This is a genomic window from Candidatus Poribacteria bacterium, from assembly GCA_021162805.1.
GTDB lineage: Bacteria > Poribacteria > WGA-4E > B28-G17 > B28-G17 > JAGGXZ01.
In genome coordinates this window covers 24,689-40,194 of sequence record JAGGXZ010000230.1, presented here as the reverse complement: position 1 = coordinate 40,194, position 15,506 = coordinate 24,689, and the positions used below count along the sequence as shown (strand labels likewise).

Here is a 15,506-nt window from a genome sequence, read left to right as displayed (position 1 = left end):
TCCCTTATAAGAAGGCTATTCTCGCTGTGGCTCATAAGCTTATCAGGGTTATCTTTGCTATGCTCTCTAACGAAACTTATTTTGATCATGGAGGTGTCCCTGTGAATTCCTTATAGTTGACTCCTTTGTAGAAGGAGCTACCGATGAGGTATCTATCAGTATACACCAACAGCCGAGGAGTTTGCAACCTCTTTTGAAAAAATACCCCGTGGAAATCCCCCATTATGTTAGCAAGGGAGGAGATCACGGGACGATCTGCGGGATAGAGGTTCATGTTGACGGTTATTCTCCCTAGGGCTATAATAGGCTGAAGAACCTGCCAAGTTTAGGGGATGAAGTTAAAATGACCGGCAAAGAGCGAGTTATAAAAGATGGTATTGAGCTAATACATCCGGATCAGATCGAGCATTTCCCTGTCGAGCTTATGACCCCTCCAATCCTCATATCGCACGTCCTCCCGATCGCTATCGAGCACCCCGAAGGCTCCTCTGAAGTTCCACATCGCCCATCCCCATCCCGCCTCTCTCCAAAGCTCCAGGCAATCCCTCATCCAGCTTAATACCACGTCATGGGGGGTTTTGTTATAGGCCCCGAATTCGCCGATCATGATCCCAACGCCTTTCGACTCGAGCTCCTTCCACGGTTCGATCATCCTTTGTCTGAGCGTTTCTCCGTTCCAGACCGTTTGACCATCCCTGAGCGGCCATGTGGGCACATCCCATCTATCTGAACCGCCTATCCAGCCCGCCCTGTAATGGGTCACCTTCATCGGCTGGTATCCCCTCGTGGCGGCGGCGACCCCCAATCCTACAAGCTCAAAGGGGGGAGTGTTTCCCCAATCTCTGCCGTCGCATATGACCAATCTATCGGGATCTTCTCCTCGTATGGCGTCAAGCATTTTCTCGACGACCGATCTATGCGCTTCGGGAGTCACATGCGCCGGTTCGTTGAAGAGGTTGAAGCTCAGAATTCTATTCGGCACGCCCCTGTATCTCTCGGCGAAACGGGCCCAGTGGAGGGCACAAACCCTCTGAGCCTCCTCGTCCTCCCAGAGGGATAACCTCTCAGGGGGCTTCGCGACCGTATAGCCGGGGGCTCTGTGGAAGTTGAGACAAACGTGAACCTTGAATCTTCCGCCCAGCTCGACCGCCTCATCTATCTCCTTGAGGACCTCCTCGCTGAATTTCGTCCAGTCGGACTGATCGATCCAGCACCGATAGTCCATTGGGAGACGGACGAAGTTAAACCCTAGCTCGGATATCCAAGCGAAATCCTCCTCTCTAAACCTCTCATTGCGTGAGACGTTGAACTTCTCCAAGAGATTAAAACCTCGCCATCTGGGCAACTTTTCAGGCGAAGGTTCAACCGGAACGGTTTCTCCCTTATCCATCGGTTCCCTCCCTCAATCATTTGGCTCCGCCGTCGGTCACGGCATTGAGTAAAAGCTTGAAACGTTAGCACGTTGAGCGTTTAACGTTCCAACGTTCAGCGCGCTAGCGTACGACGTGTTTTTTAGTTTCCTCCCTGTGAGTGATAGACTATCAGCACTTTCCTGGCCATATTCCACCTCCGCGTTTTTTACATGATACCACGGCGGGCAACTTGGAATCAAGGTTTGCCCTCATCTACCAGGTATGCTAAAATATCAAAGTTCACGTGATATTGAATTTCCTGCTTTCAACTGAATGGAAGGGGGATACCGATGAAATTTTTACAGATAGAAGAGAAGGGGGAAAATAGGCTTTGTGTCCTCCTGGGGAATGAGGCGATAGATCTCAAGGCGACATATCTCACCGGCGGCGGCAAATCATACAGGGCTGCTCTGTTTGACGATACGCTGACATTCATCGAAAACATGGATGAGTCGATGGAGCTCCTTGAGGAGACGATGGAGATCATCTCGAAGGGGATACGTGTGAGCCTGCCGATCCCGGAGAGGCTCAAGCCGCCTATAACCTATCCGCGTAAGCTTCTATGTCTGGCGGGCAACTACGCCGAGCATATCCGCGAGGGCGGCGGAACGGCCTATGATAAGTCAAAGGTGACGCCGCGCGTCTTCATGAAGCCCCCATCAACGACGGTTATCGGTCACGGCGAGCCGATCGTAATTCCCAGAAACGGGAACAGGATCGACTGGGAAGCCGAGCTGGGTGTCGTCATCGGCAGACGGGGTAAGTTTATATCCGCCGAGGAGGCCTACGATTACGTCTTCGGTTATACGATCGTGAACGATGTCTCCGAGCGAAGGCTGAAAGTACCCAAAGAGCGCGAGCCGCGAGAGGGCGATAGGTGGTTCGACTGGCTCAACGGCAAATGGTTCGACACCTTTGCACCCATGGGGCCGTGGATCGTCACCAAGGATGAGATACCGGATCCTCATTCCCTCCGGATATCGCTCACGGTGAACGGCGAAGTGATGCAGGATTCAAACACAAACCACATGATCTTCACCGTGCCGGAGCTGATCCAGTTCATATCAACCCTTCTCACTCTGGAACCCGGAGATGTGATCTCAACCGGAACCCCGGAGGGAACTGGAGCGGCACGGGGGATCTTCCTGAAAAAGGGGGATCTTATCAGAATAAAGATCGAGAGGATCGGTGAACTCGTAAATCCGGTTGAATCGGAGATGGGAAAATGAGGCGATTGAAGACACCTATGTTGCTTGTCCTGGCGCTGCTTTTAGCGTCGGGAATCTCCTATGGCAAAGAGGTTTACAGCCTTTTCGGTAAGCTCTTTCTCTCCGGAAGGGTTGAATACGATTTTACCGAGAAAAGAAACTTTCTGGCCGAGCTTCCCGAGGAGAAGGAGCAGACCTATGTCGAACAGAACCGGTTCGACTTCGACAGATTATTCCGCAAGGGCTTCCACAGCGTCTTGACCATAGAGGAGACGGCGGGCAACATCAAGAACATACTGAGCTTAGGGGATGTGCCCACGACGTTCACCTCCTATACTTTCGACCAGGTGGATCTTTCAGGCATCAGGTGGGACGTCAAATCCGAAAAGCAGGATCTGATCGTGTTGATGGTCCCTGGCCCCCTCAACCCGGTCATCGGTAAGGACGTGAGAAGCTCTGGAGTAGGGCTGAGGCTGGTGAGGAAGAGAAATAACACCAAGATAGGAGCCGCCTGGTATTATAGGGTGACGCCGGTGTTCGGCGTAGATCTGGAGTCGAACTTCGCCAACTACGGTATCAAATCGGAGATAGATTTCTCGCCCAAGAGCGTCCCCGATAAAACCCTTTCGGGCAGACTTCGATCGACGGTCGCCGTGTTCAAGATGTTCAGGACGATAGGCGACTCGATCCTTCAGCTCAAGGCGTTCAGGGTGGGCGATAGATATGACGCATCCAGATCTGTCAGCGATAACGACGATCAGGACAGATATACCGATAACACGATTAACGATCCGCCATCCTTTATCATCCCCGGCAACCTAGATAAGAACGACAACGGCGTATTCGATTACGAGGACGACGTACTTCTTTTCGACGTGGATGAGGATTTCCTGGACGAGAGGGATACCAACAACAACGGCATACGGGATGAGGAGGAGAACGATCACGATCCGAACTACGAGTTCGATGTGGGGTTGACGGGGGTGGATGCTTCGACCCAATACAAGGTCAGCAGAAGAGGCTCCTCCACCAATGCCGATCTCGGCCTTCAATACATGGTTAAGCTCAACACCGATCGGAAAGCGGCCAAGGCCTATGCGGATATCGTGCACAACAGAAACTTTAAAAACGGCTCCCTCCTCATTGAAAACGAGTTCAAATACGTCAGAGATCGTATACCGGACGACACCTGGCATTACGTCGGGACGATATCGCGGGATGAGAAGAAACTGCTTGAAACCCTGCCTGAGATACAGGATATGATCGACAAGAACTCAATTCAGTTCTTCCCGTTCAGGGGATCATATGAGGTGGAGATGGAGCGTAACGATCCGCTGTTGATGCAAAACGATCTGATAAACACGGCGAAGATAACCTACGAGTATACAGGTAGGAAGAAGATGGTCACCACCTTGAGGGGGAAATTCCAATACGACATGGATTTCGATGGCGAAGATACCCATTATGAGGTCGGAATATTCAAGACCAGTTACAGATACCGTCCCTCGAAATCGCTGGAGATAATCCCACAGTATAAGTTCATGGCCAGAAACGGATTTAAGATGGTCGAGGAGCGACCGAAGGATTATTTCGTCACCGAGGAGAAAGAGGGCAAGAAGATCGAGCATAGGATAAGGCTGAGGGAGCTGGCACAAACCAGGGTCAGGGATATCAGCAACGTCTTCATAATTAAGAGCGTCTATCAGTTCACGAAGACGATCAAGATCACGGGCGGGATACAGTGGTGGCTTTACAACGATATGATAGATGAAACGGGGGAGAAGGACTTCGTCCGGCAGGCGATCCTGGCGGAGCTGGAGAAGAACTTCATAGCTTATGAGAAGGATATGTTCCTCCATATAGGTCTCAGATATATCGAACAGAGGGCGAAGGGGAAACTGAACGATCAGAACTTCATGGAGACCTTCGTCAGGGTCTTCGCCAAGTTTTAATTTACTTGGTGAGACCTAAGCTCAGATGGGAGGTTCTGAGGTGATGGCTTATGAGGCTCAGCATCAGGGCTAAATTGGTTACGACCCTGGTCGTCGGCGGTCTGATTCCCCTTCTCATGGCCGTTGCGGCCCTTTACATCCTCGGCGTCATCCAGCGCGAAAGGGAGATAGGCGTCGAATTTCAGGATATAGCGAGGCTTTCCGCCGAGAGGATCTCCATCGCCATCACCTCCAACGCCGATGTGTTCAGAACTCTCGCCCTCTTCCCCATCACACGGAATTTCCTCAATCTTTGCTCCTCTCGATCGGAGGGTATGAGCCGATCCGATATCTCGGATCTCATCTCATCTGTTGAATCGAAGTGGGCCTCTCTGACCGAATCCGATCCGCCCCTCAACGGGATACTCTCCAACCGACTAGCCATAATGCTCGATCTGTTTATGGGATCACATCCGATTTTCAAAGAGATCTTCGCCACAGATTCCAAAGGGCTGCTTGTGGCCTCCACGAACAAGACCACCGATTACTGGCAAGCCGATGAGGAGTGGTGGCGGGAGACGGTGAAAAGGAGGGGGGTATATCTGACAGGAATATCTTACGATCGGAGTGCCAAGGTATACTCCATCAATATGTGTCTGCCCGTCAGAAGCGGCGGTAAGCTGGTCGGGGTTATCAAGGGGGTCGTGGATCTTTCGGGGATATTCCAAAGCGTCCTGCTTTTGAGAGGGGGTCGAAGGATAAGATTGATCCTAGCGGATGAGGACGGCAATATAGTCCTCGATTCCGCCGGAGGGAAGCCATTTGAGAGACATATCGAATCGGGGATAATGGACAGGCTCTCACCGAATCCCGGCTGGATCAGAGGCAGTATGGAAGGTGGGGAGAACATCATAGGTTTCGCCTCCGTCTCATACGGTCCGATAAACTGGAAGGTGTTGGCGCTACAGAAGGTGAACCTCGCCTTTGCTCCGGCGCATAAGTTCATATTCTACATCCTCCTGTTCGGCGCCGGTTTGATCCTGATCTTCTCGGTCACAGGTGTGCTTCTATCGGAGCAGTATATCGCAGGGCCGATCAGATCCCTCAGAAGGGCGGCCAAGGAGATCGCAGCAGGCCGCTTTGACGTCTCAGTTCCCATCGGGGCTAAGGATGAGATAGGTGAGATGGCGGAGGTGTTCAACGAGATGGTGGAGGAGCTGAGAAGGAAAATGAGGGAGATAAACGAGCTCAACGCCACGCTCGAAAGGAGAGTTCAGCGGCGAACCAGACAGTTGGAGATCGCCAATCGCAAGCTCATAAAAGCGAATAAGGCGAAAAGCGAGTTCCTCGCGACGATGTCACACGAGCTGAGAACCCCGCTTAACGCCATTATAGGTTTCTCCGAGGTATTGCTGGATGGGCTCTGCGGCGAGCTCAACGACGACCAGCGTGATGCCGTGACCGATATCTATGAAAGCGGTAAACACCTGCTGAGGATGATAAATGACATCCTGGACCTGTCGAAGATCGAGGCGGGCAGGATGGAGCTCAGAAAGGAGACCTTCAAGATCGATGAGGTGTTGGAAAGCGTCAGAACAGTCGTCTCGGAGATCGTGAGGGAGAAAAACCTGCGCTATGTGGAGGAGGTCCCACCGGATCTACCCCCCATATACGCCGATAAGGTCAGGTTCAAGCAGATCATGTATAATCTGGTTTCCAACGCCGTCAAGTTCACGCCCGAAGGGGGAAGCGTCACGATCCGAGTCTCGCACAACGATAGGGAGTTCACCTTCACCGTCCAGGATACGGGCATCGGGATCAGAGAGGAGGATATACCGAAGCTCTTTGAGGAGTTCGTTCAGATCGACTCCTCCTACTCCAGGGAATATGAGGGAACGGGACTGGGCCTGGCGCTGACCAAGAGATTGGTCGAGATGCACGGCGGCAGGATATGGGTCGAAAGCGAATACGGCAGAGGGAGTAGGTTCAGCTTCACCATACCTAAACCCGTTCACGTCGAGGAGAGCCTTGTTACCCCTTCTGCCAAGGTCAGGAAAGGGGAGGATCTGATCCTCGTCGCGGAGGATAATCCTCAAGCCGCACATCTGCTTCGACTTTATTTAAGCGAGGCGGGATATGAGGTTGAGGTGGCTCAAAACGGGGTGGAGGCGATCGAGAAGGCCCGCACGTTGAAGCCCTTCGCCATAACCCTGGACGTCATGCTCCCCATGAAAGACGGATGGCAGGTGCTTCAGGAGCTGAAGTCCTACCCCGAAACCTCCGATATACCGGTGATAATCGTATCGGTCGTCGATGATTATCAGCTCGGCTTCTCACTGGGTGCCGCCGGATATCTTGTAAAACCCATAGATAGAGATCAGCTCATAAAATTGCTGGAAGGATTGAAGTTACAAACCGATAAGGTTATGGTCGTGGAGGATCAGGAGGAAGACCTGAGGTTGCTAAGCTTGATACTCGATGAGGCCGGATATGTCGTCATTCCGGCAACCAGCGGCGGGGAGGCGCTTGAGAGGCTCTCCTCTGAAAAGCCGGGGCTGATCATCCTGGACCTCATCATGCCGGGGATAGATGGTTTCGAGGTTCTGAGAAATCTGAGGGAATCGACGGCTCTAAACCGAATACCGGTTGTTATCTGCACCGCTAAGGATCTCTCACCCGATGAGAGGGAAAAACTCACCGGCAACGTCAGATCGATAGTTCGAAAAGGTGAAAATGTCAGGGAAGAGCTTTTGAAAGCCATCGAGGAGATAAGGGGATGGAGGAAAAAAAGATATTGATCGTCGAGGATAACGCGAGAAATCGGAGGCTTTTGAAGGTACTGCTTAGATCGCATGGATACCAGGTGATAGAGGCTCAAAACGGCGCCGAGGCGTTGGAGGCCGTCAGGAGGAATCGGCCCGATCTGATACTCATGGACATACAATTGCCGGGGATAGATGGGCTGGAGCTTGTGAGAAAGATCAAGGATAAATTCGGCGATATACCGATCATAGCTGTGACCGCCTATGCCATGAAAGGTGACAGGGAACGGATACTCTCGGCGGGCTGTGACGGTTATGTGAGCAAACCCATAGATACGAGAGAACTGCCAAAGGTTATAGCCAAAGCGCTTGAGGGTGGAGATGAATGAGCGTGTCCCGAGGATACTCGTCGTGGACGATGATCCGAGAAACGTGAGGCTGCTCAAACGGATTTTAACCTCACAGGGATATGAGGTGGAGGAGGCATATTGCGGAGAAGACGCCGTGGAGATGGCGCTGGAGAATCCCCCCGACCTTCTCCTCCTAGATGTGATGATGCCCGGCATGGACGGTTATGAGGTCTGCAGAAGGCTGAGGTCGGATCCGAGAACGATCGCCGTTCCGATCGTCATGGTGACGGCGCTGAGCGGAAGGAGGGAGAAAACCAAGGCGCTGGAATACGGGGCGGATGATTTTATAACCAAGCCTTTCGAACGGGTGGAGATCCTCGCCAGGGTGAGATCCTCGCTACGCGTCAAAAGGCTCCATGATGAGCTGGTGGAAGCCAATAAACGGCTGGAGGAGAGAAACCTGCTCTTTGAGACGGAGCTCTTTATGGCGCGGGAACTACAGCAGGCGCTGATGACACAGGAGATACCGAAGATCTGCGGGGTGGAGTTCGACTACAGATATGTGCCGACTTTCACCGTCGGAGGTGATTTCTTTTTCCTTCAGGCCGTCTCAGAATCCTGTCTCGGCCTTTTCATCTCCGACGTGATGGGACACGGACCACAGGCTGCGATGGTGACGGCGATCATAAGAACGCTCCTTTCGAGCCTCCTTCGGTATGATCCTGCCCCCTCAAAATTGTTGTCTCAGATGAACGACCGATTTGCCGCTGTCATGCCGAAATCCTATTCCATGATGTTCGCCTCAGCGGCTTATATCCGTCTGGATGCCAGATCCGGGGAGATGATCTTCTCAAACGCCGGCCATCCTCCGCCGTTCCTGCTGAGAAGAAGTGAAGGCGAGATCGATATGATCACAACCCCGAACTCTATCGCCCTTGGCCTCGCTCAGGAGTCTAAATATCAGGATGTCACGCTTCAGCTGAGGGCCGGGGATGGTATCTTCATGTATACCGACGGTCTTTTCGAAACAAGGGATAGGTCGAATGAGATCTTCGGACTGGATAGGCTCCGTCAGATCCTCAAAGAGGGATTGACCATGCCTTCCGATAGGCTTCTCGATTTCGTCCTAGATAAGGTCATGAGCTTCGCCGGAGGGAAACACATGGATGATGATCTAACCGCCCTTTGCCTCAACTACAAGTTCGGAGCCCTCTAGCTTCTACCGGTTGGTCAGCTCCTTGTGAGCTCTCATAGGCGGGAAGAGGATTCTCATCCCCTTCCCGCCGGTACTTGCTTTTATCTCTTGATTTCACCCCAGGTTGTGGCGAGCTTATCCTGAGGCTCGACGGGGGTGAGGCCGACGACTTCAGCCACCCAGTTCTTGATGAATTCGGCACACACTTTACCTCTATCCTTCAACCAACCTGCAGGTCCACCTGCAGCCTGGTTTATTATAGCAACATAACCGTTCGTCTGCTTGTTGTGGATGACGACCGGATCAGCTTGGGATTCCTTAGCAGGATCATCAGAGCCGCCCAAGGAGGCAAATATCGCCGCTACTTCCCACGGGTCTTTAACCTCGGTGAGCACGACAGGCCTATCGGTTTTACAGGGACTCTCAAGGCTCGGTAGATACTTCTTGCCTGTAGGAGTCACCTTCATCATGGTGTTATTGGCGGCGGTGATAATCCCCGTTCCAAGATCCAGTATATTAGCAGCACCCTGCGAGCCGTTCTGCGTACACCTGGCTCCCCCGCACTCATAAGAGACATAGGCAAACCAGTCACCGACGTTTATGAACATATTCCCTCCGTCAAGCCAACCTTCAGCAACGGAACCATCGGGCTCCTTGTTTGGATAAGGATAAAGGGCGCTTGGCATGCATCCGTTAAGCCAGATGATATCGAATTCGCCATCGTTCATGTTGTCCTTAGCCCATGCCTCGAACTCCTTCAGATGATCGTCATCGAACTTCTTAATGTCCTTGAACATCTTCCCCGTCTCGTTGATTATCGTCTCGACATCCTTGAATTGTGACTCGTCGTACCACCCGTCTGTGTTCCAGTGCCCAACATAAAAGGCTATGTCTGAGGCATATGAAAGCCCCAGCCCCAGGGTTAAGAGAAGCACAAAAGCTACCGTTATTTTCATTCTATCCCTCCCTAGCTGAAAGTACAAATAGAATTTTATCATAAAATTAAGGCCGTTGCAAGGAGTCGTTTTTTACCTCTACTTGAACGTGTGCCTGGTCGGTGATAAAATATCGAGGTGATTAACCGGTTCGGAGGTGAAACGTGAAACAGCCGCCACCCAATAAAGGGGCGACGCTCCGTGCGATCCTGATTGGGATATTGTTGATCCCCTTCAACGCCTATTGGATCATGGATTCAGCCGGGCAGGGATATCCCACCACCGTCTCGCTCTATTTCAACGTCATCTTCTGCATATTCTGTATGACCCTGCTCAATTTCGCCATACTCAAGCTGATCCCCAGATATGCTTTCAGTCAGGGCGAGATATTGACCGTTTACATCATGCTCTCGATCGCCTCTTCCCTGGCGGGACATGACATGCTTCGCGTTCTGATCCCGATGATCCCTCATGCCTTCTGGTATGCTACGCCCGAAAACGAATGGGCCGAGCTTTTTCACAGATATATCCCCGATTGGGTGGCGATCAAGGACGTCAGACAGCTCGTGGACTACTATCGCGGCGAATCGACCCTCTACAGATGGGATCACATAAGGACATGGGTCACCCCTACCCTCACCTGGTCGGGTTTTCTCTTCTCGCTGGCTTTTGTGATGTTGTGTATAAACATCTTCGCTCGGAAGCAGTGGACCGAATATGAAAAGCTCAGCTATCCCATCATTCAATTGCCCCTCGAGATGACCAGGGGTGGCGGCGCTACGGGCGCTTTGAGGAGCAAGCTCTTATGGCTGGGATTTGGGATCGCGGCAACTATAGACATTATAAACGGCCTGAACTACCTCTATCCCAACGTCCCGAGCCTCGGAGGCAAGCTCTACGATATACATCCATATTTCACCTCAAGCCCTTGGAACGCCATAGGGTGGACGCCGATAGCGCTTTTCCCCTTTGCCGTGGGTTTAGCCTTCTTCATCCCGCTGGATCTGGCCTTCTCATGCTGGTTTTTCTACATCTTCTGGAAGGTTGAGAGGATAGCCGGGGCAGCTATAGGGGTCAGAGGTATGCCGGGGTTCCCCTTTATAACGGAACAATCCTTCGGGGCATACATAGGGCTTTGTATCATAGCTATAATCGCCACCAGAAGACACCTATGGAACGTGATCAGGAAGATCTTCGCTGGAGCAAGCGATGTGGATGATTCCAGAGAGCCCCTGCCTTACAGATGGACGATGGTCGGGATGATCCTGGCTTTCGGATATATCTTCGCCTTCAGCAAGCTGGCCGGCATGAGCGTGTGGGTGATATTGGCGTTTTTCGTCATATACTACATGATCTCCACCGCTGTGACCAGGATGAGAGCGGAGCTGGGTTCTCCCGTACATGACCTGCATTTCACGGGCCCGGATGAGATGTTGCCCAAAATATTCGGCACCCGTCGTCTGGGACCTCAGAACCTGACGATGTTCGCGTACTACTTCTTCTTCAACAGGGCGTACCGGGGCCATCCGATGCCTCATATGCTGGAGGGGTTTAAACTGGCTGAGAGAACCAACATAGATAACAGAAAGCTGGTTGTGGCGATGATCTTAGCCATGGCGATAGGGATCATCGCCACATTCTGGGCGTATCTACACATCTCATATATCGAAGGGGCGAGGACCTGGTTCGCGTGGAGACCATTTAACAGACTTCAAAGCTGGCTCATAACTCCCAGAAACCCTGACAGACCTGCCACCATCGCTATGGTCATCGGATTGGGCATCACCCTGTTCCTCATGATGATGCGAATGCGAATCTTCTGGTGGCCCTTCCATCCGGCGGGATTTGCCATCTCCAGCAGCTGGTCCATGAACGTCTTCTGGTTCTCGATCTTCGTCAGCTCCATTATCAAATGGTTTATCCTTAAACAGGGCGGACTGAAGACACATAGAAAGGCCATCCCCTTCTTCATGGGCCTGATCCTCGGCGAGTTCATAATAGGCAGCATTTGGGCGCTCATAGGGATAACCATCGAGAGACCGATGTATAGATTCCTATACTGAGGCTTGAAAGATGGGAGAGATAAACTTGGAAGAGGTTAAAAGGGCGATCCTGAAGGCGGAATCGGCCGAGAACGAGGAGATATTCTCCAGGATGCTCCCGTTGCTGAAAGATAAGCTCAACGGATACTCGATCCTATACGTCGTCTCCGGTTTTCTGATGCTCCTCGATTATATGAGGTTCGCGCCCGGCGAGGCCTTTTTCTCCGAGGTCAGAAGATCGGGGATGGTCGGCAAAGTCATCGAAACTCTAGGTGAGGAGATCAGCCTTCTGGATATCTTCAGCGGCATGATACTGGGGAAAGGGTTCGATTTGGGATTCATCAAGTTCAGGGTCGAAGGTCGTCACCTGGAGAAGCTCAAGGAGATCACCTCGAAGTACAGAGGATACATGATGGAGATGGCGAGATACTGCTCCGAGAATGACCTTCATCCGGAGGAGGTATTAGAGGATCCGAAGGCTCACTCTCAGGTGATCGAAAGGGCATGGGGATCGGTCGAGGGATACATCGAATATGAGATCAAACTGATGGAGGATTTCAGAGGTTGGATCTCAGGGATGGAGAAAGTGCTGGAGCTGCCGATCGAACCCATAGCGCCGATGCTGATAAAAGCAAGGATAAATAGGGATCCTGAGGAGCTTGGGCTTTCGGAGAAGGCCATCGAGGAGATGGTTAAATCCTTCAAATCGCTGCTTTCAGATGTAGTTCTGATCGTAGATCTTTTCATATCGGAGAAAAGGCGTTCCTTTGAGGGAAGAATGGGCGGGCTGATCGATTCAAGCTAAACATATCTCCAGCGGCTGCCGATGAAGATGTTGTAGCTTGACCGACAGGGAGGATCAAGATGAAACCTCGTTTCCAATCGGCAACCGCCATGGCTCTCCTGATGTTTTTCTCCCTCACCTTCTCCCACGCCTCATCTGTCACCATCAAGCATAGGGTGAAATTCGGTGAAACCCTTTGGGAGATTTCCCGTAGATATAACGTGTCGCCTCAACAGATCATGAGGGCTAACCATATGACGCCAAGGGATTATCTGGTGATCGGACAAACGTTGATTATTCCACATCCCGATCCTTCAGCAGGTGACCGAGGGAAAGCGATTGAAGGTCGAAAGGTGAAAACCTCCTATCTCCCGACGTCCGTTATCCGCTCTATCGGCGGGAAATTAAGGTTAACAAGCCCTCTCCCTCGCGGCGCCCGTGTGACGTCGCCGTTCGGGTGGCGGATACACCCGATAACAAGGCGACGCGAGTTTCACAAGGGGGTTGATCTGGCGGCCAGGATCGGTACCCCCGTCAGAGCAGCGGCCGCCGGAAAGGTGACCTTTGCAGGACGGCTGGGAGGATATGGTCTGACGGTGATAATCGAGCATAAAGGCGGGATCTCGACCCTATACGGTCACCTATCCGTTATCTCCGTCAGTCCGGGAGAACGGGTCAAGTGCGGGGAGAGGATCGGATTTTCGGGCAATAGCGGCCTTTCCACAGGGCCACATCTTCATTTTGAGGTGAGGGTGAAAGATGAGCCGGTTGATCCTAAAAGATTCGTCCGATTTTAAACGAGGGATGCTGTGTGTCGTCGTGATCCTTTTCACCTTGACGATATATGCTCGATCCTTCTCAGAATATAGAGGCGATATAGGCGTCAGACCCTTGGGGATGGGCGGTGCCTTTGCTTCGCTTTCCGATGACCCTACCGGTGTCTTCTGGAACCCCGCCGGGATATCCGACATAAAACGCAGGGAGTTCGTCTATGATCTATCTCAGGGGGCGTTATCGGCCGCATGTCCCATAGGGCGATTGGGCGTGCTTGGTTTCAGCATTGTCGATATGAACTATGAAGACAGGTTTCTGATAGATTCTCCCTTTAACCCTTTCGGCATGTTTCTGACGGGGGATAATCAGGTTCTGCTCTCTTACGCGAAGCGGTTCAAAAGCGGCGTGGCCTTCGGATGGAACGTGGGCTATAACCGTGCAGCCGATCCGGAGAGCCTTTGGGCGATCAGTTTCGACTTCGGCGTAGATGTCCGGCCTTCCCGATGGCTGAGTTTCGGGATAGGCATAAGGGATCTGAACGGGACCAGGATCTATAACTCTTATGGAGATCTCCTGAAACGATTTGACAGGCAGTTTACCTTCGGGGTTAACCTCAATCCCCACAGATCCTTCAGATTCAGTGCGGCGGTGAACCCCGACAGGCGGATCCTCCGATCCGGCTTCGAGCTGAGATGGAGATGGATTTCGCTCAGGGGCGGTATGATGGAGAAGATCTCACAGCGACTTGAAAGACCCACCCTGACCGGCGGGATATCCCTCGATTTCGGGGGCAAAAGGCTCAACTACGCCTATGTATCCGATCCCGAAATGAGGTATCAACATCTGTTATCGGTGCAGATCGATTTCGCCCCGCCGAGCAGGAAAGGGGGAATTGAGTTCTTCAAGGATCTATCAGCCCCGGAGATAGATGTGGATCTAGCGGCTGAGATACCTCAATCAATGCGATCGATCGAGCAGGGAAAGGATAAGCCGCGGATAACCGTCAAACCGAAGCTCGATTCAAAACACGAAAAGATCCAGATGCCGTCTCCTCCCATTACCTTGGACGCCTCTCCCTCCATCGATCCCCCCGCCGTGGAGATCGAACCTGAGGTCGGAAACGAAGAGCCAGGGAGGAAAAGCAAGTTTGAGGAGATGGTGGAGAGATACGATCTCGATCCGCTTCTGGTTATGGCGCTTATAAAGATGGAATCCAATTTCAACCCAAGGGCCGTCTCCCCGGCAGGAGCGGCCGGCTTGATGCAACTGATGCCCTCCACGGCGCGATCGCTCGGCCTAAAAGTGCCCAGATACCGGAATCCAAGACATCCCGTCAGAAATCCGAGGATCGATGAGAGGTTCGATCCCCGCAAGAACCTCGAGGCGGGGATGAGATATCTGAAGCAGATGGTGGATAGATACTCGGGAAATTACGTCCTAGCGATATGCGCCTATAACTCCGGCCCGGGCAATGTGAAGAAGAACATACCGGCGATCAGACAGACCGAAAGGTTTGCCGCAAAGGTCATGAAGCAATACTACGACTATCAATCCGATCCCACGGAGCGCGAATCGGATATGGCGAAAGTTGAAAGGCTATTGCTGTGGGATTGAAGATGCGTCTTCAGCTACGCCTACCATTCGATCAGCATCTCCAACCGATTCGGCCCTGATCTGGCCGATCGTTTCGTCTCCGCCTATGAGGAACTCTCCGGCCCTCTGGAGAATCTGTCGCTTTACAAGAGGATCGTGGCCTTAAAGATGAGTCTCCTTTTGAGGCTCCTCAGGAATCCCGGTCCCCTGATGGGTTTGCTTTTGGGAGATGAAAAGGTTAAAATGATCCTTAAGGGCAGGAGATTCCTGAGGTCTGCCGAAGGGTATTACCTGAGCTATGCCGAGGGTGGAGATCGGGGATGAAGGTAGTATCGTCGTTAGGGTTTATCGTACTTATGCTTTCCGCCTGTATTATCGCAGAAGGCAGTGGAGATCCTGAGGCTAGCGTCCGCAGTCGGCAGTCCGCCGTTTTTCGCTGCGGACAGCGGACGATAGACGGCGGACGATCAGTCTGGAACGGGCGCTACGCTTGAGGGGAAAAGAACAAGGAGGAGGTGAG

At 52.3% G+C, this 15,506-nt stretch carries 12 protein-coding genes; 10 read left to right on the top strand and 2 right to left on the bottom strand.

What is annotated here, in order from left to right:
• Nucleotides 1-382: 382 nt before the first annotated feature.
• Entirely contained in the window at nucleotides 383-1,390 is a 1,008-nt protein-coding gene (locus J7M22_19205; GenBank protein ID MCD6508734.1) for a cellulase family glycosylhydrolase, read from the bottom strand.
• Between the two features lie 312 nt (nucleotides 1,391-1,702).
• Here J7M22_19205 and J7M22_19200 point away from each other — a divergent pair, with 312 nt between their 5' ends.
• The 5 genes from J7M22_19200 to J7M22_19180 are packed head-to-tail and all read left to right on the top strand — an operon-like array spanning nucleotide 1,703 to nucleotide 8,879.
• Nucleotides 1,703-2,641, top strand: a complete 939-nt coding sequence (locus tag J7M22_19200; GenBank protein ID MCD6508733.1) for a fumarylacetoacetate hydrolase family protein — start codon at nucleotides 1,703-1,705, stop codon at nucleotides 2,639-2,641.
• Complete coding sequence (locus tag J7M22_19195; GenBank protein ID MCD6508732.1) at nucleotides 2,638-4,572, top strand: hypothetical protein; 1,935 nt, start codon at nucleotides 2,638-2,640, stop codon at nucleotides 4,570-4,572. The genes J7M22_19200 and J7M22_19195 overlap by 4 nt, the downstream gene beginning before the upstream one ends.
• A 50-nt stretch (nucleotides 4,573-4,622) precedes the next feature.
• Entirely contained in the window at nucleotides 4,623-7,349 is a 2,727-nt protein-coding gene (locus tag J7M22_19190) for a response regulator (protein MCD6508731.1), read from the top strand.
• Complete coding sequence (locus J7M22_19185) at nucleotides 7,328-7,702, top strand: response regulator (protein ID MCD6508730.1); 375 nt, start codon at nucleotides 7,328-7,330, stop codon at nucleotides 7,700-7,702. The genes J7M22_19190 and J7M22_19185 overlap by 22 nt, the downstream gene beginning before the upstream one ends.
• Nucleotides 7,695-8,879: a response regulator gene (locus J7M22_19180; GenBank protein ID MCD6508729.1), complete on the top strand. Its 1,185-nt coding sequence runs from the start codon at nucleotides 7,695-7,697 to the stop codon at nucleotides 8,877-8,879. The genes J7M22_19185 and J7M22_19180 overlap by 8 nt, the downstream gene beginning before the upstream one ends.
• A gap of 80 nt (nucleotides 8,880-8,959) precedes the next feature.
• On the opposite strand, the gene J7M22_19175 is transcribed toward J7M22_19180, so the two are convergent.
• On the bottom strand, nucleotides 8,960-9,814 hold the full coding sequence (locus J7M22_19175) for a hypothetical protein (GenBank protein MCD6508728.1): 855 nt from the start codon (nucleotides 9,812-9,814) through the stop codon (nucleotides 8,960-8,962).
• A gap of 143 nt (nucleotides 9,815-9,957) precedes the next feature.
• Between J7M22_19175 and J7M22_19170 the strand changes: the two genes are divergently transcribed.
• The 5 genes from J7M22_19170 to J7M22_19150 all read left to right on the top strand — a co-directional run bounded on the left by J7M22_19170 (nucleotide 9,958) and on the right by J7M22_19150 (nucleotide 15,310).
• On the top strand, nucleotides 9,958-11,856 hold the full coding sequence (locus J7M22_19170; GenBank protein ID MCD6508727.1) for a hypothetical protein: 1,899 nt from the start codon (nucleotides 9,958-9,960) through the stop codon (nucleotides 11,854-11,856).
• A gap of 10 nt (nucleotides 11,857-11,866) precedes the next feature.
• A complete protein-coding gene (locus J7M22_19165) occupies nucleotides 11,867-12,640 on the top strand; it encodes a hypothetical protein (GenBank protein MCD6508726.1) in 774 nt (257 codons plus the stop codon).
• 218 nt (nucleotides 12,641-12,858) lie between these two features.
• Nucleotides 12,859-13,416: a M23 family metallopeptidase gene (locus J7M22_19160; protein MCD6508725.1), complete on the top strand. Its 558-nt coding sequence runs from the start codon at nucleotides 12,859-12,861 to the stop codon at nucleotides 13,414-13,416.
• Between the two features lie 937 nt (nucleotides 13,417-14,353).
• Nucleotides 14,354-15,007: a lytic transglycosylase domain-containing protein gene (locus J7M22_19155; GenBank protein MCD6508724.1), complete on the top strand. Its 654-nt coding sequence runs from the start codon at nucleotides 14,354-14,356 to the stop codon at nucleotides 15,005-15,007.
• Nucleotides 15,008-15,154: 147 nt separating this feature from the next.
• A complete protein-coding gene (locus J7M22_19150; protein MCD6508723.1) occupies nucleotides 15,155-15,310 on the top strand; it encodes a hypothetical protein in 156 nt (51 codons plus the stop codon).
• The last annotated feature ends 196 nt before the right edge of the window (nucleotides 15,311-15,506 follow it).

Coding starts and splice junctions, on each gene's coding strand:
- J7M22_19180 (MCD6508729.1), top strand. CDS start 7,695: ATGAATGAGCGTGTCCCGAGGATACTCGTCGTGGACGATGATCCGAGA.
- J7M22_19165 (MCD6508726.1), top strand. CDS start 11,867: ATGGGAGAGATAAACTTGGAAGAGGTTAAAAGGGCGATCCTGAAGGCG.
- J7M22_19185 (MCD6508730.1), top strand. CDS start 7,328: ATGGAGGAAAAAAAGATATTGATCGTCGAGGATAACGCGAGAAATCGG.
- J7M22_19200 (MCD6508733.1), top strand. CDS start 1,703: ATGAAATTTTTACAGATAGAAGAGAAGGGGGAAAATAGGCTTTGTGTC.
- J7M22_19190 (MCD6508731.1), top strand. CDS start 4,623: ATGAGGCTCAGCATCAGGGCTAAATTGGTTACGACCCTGGTCGTCGGC.
- J7M22_19155 (MCD6508724.1), top strand. CDS start 14,354: ATGCGATCGATCGAGCAGGGAAAGGATAAGCCGCGGATAACCGTCAAA.
- J7M22_19150 (MCD6508723.1), top strand. CDS start 15,155: ATGAGTCTCCTTTTGAGGCTCCTCAGGAATCCCGGTCCCCTGATGGGT.
- J7M22_19160 (MCD6508725.1), top strand. CDS start 12,859: ATGAGGGCTAACCATATGACGCCAAGGGATTATCTGGTGATCGGACAA.
- J7M22_19175 (MCD6508728.1), bottom strand. CDS start 9,814: ATGAAAATAACGGTAGCTTTTGTGCTTCTCTTAACCCTGGGGCTGGGG.
- J7M22_19195 (MCD6508732.1), top strand. CDS start 2,638: ATGAGGCGATTGAAGACACCTATGTTGCTTGTCCTGGCGCTGCTTTTA.
- J7M22_19205 (MCD6508734.1), bottom strand. CDS start 1,390: ATGGATAAGGGAGAAACCGTTCCGGTTGAACCTTCGCCTGAAAAGTTG.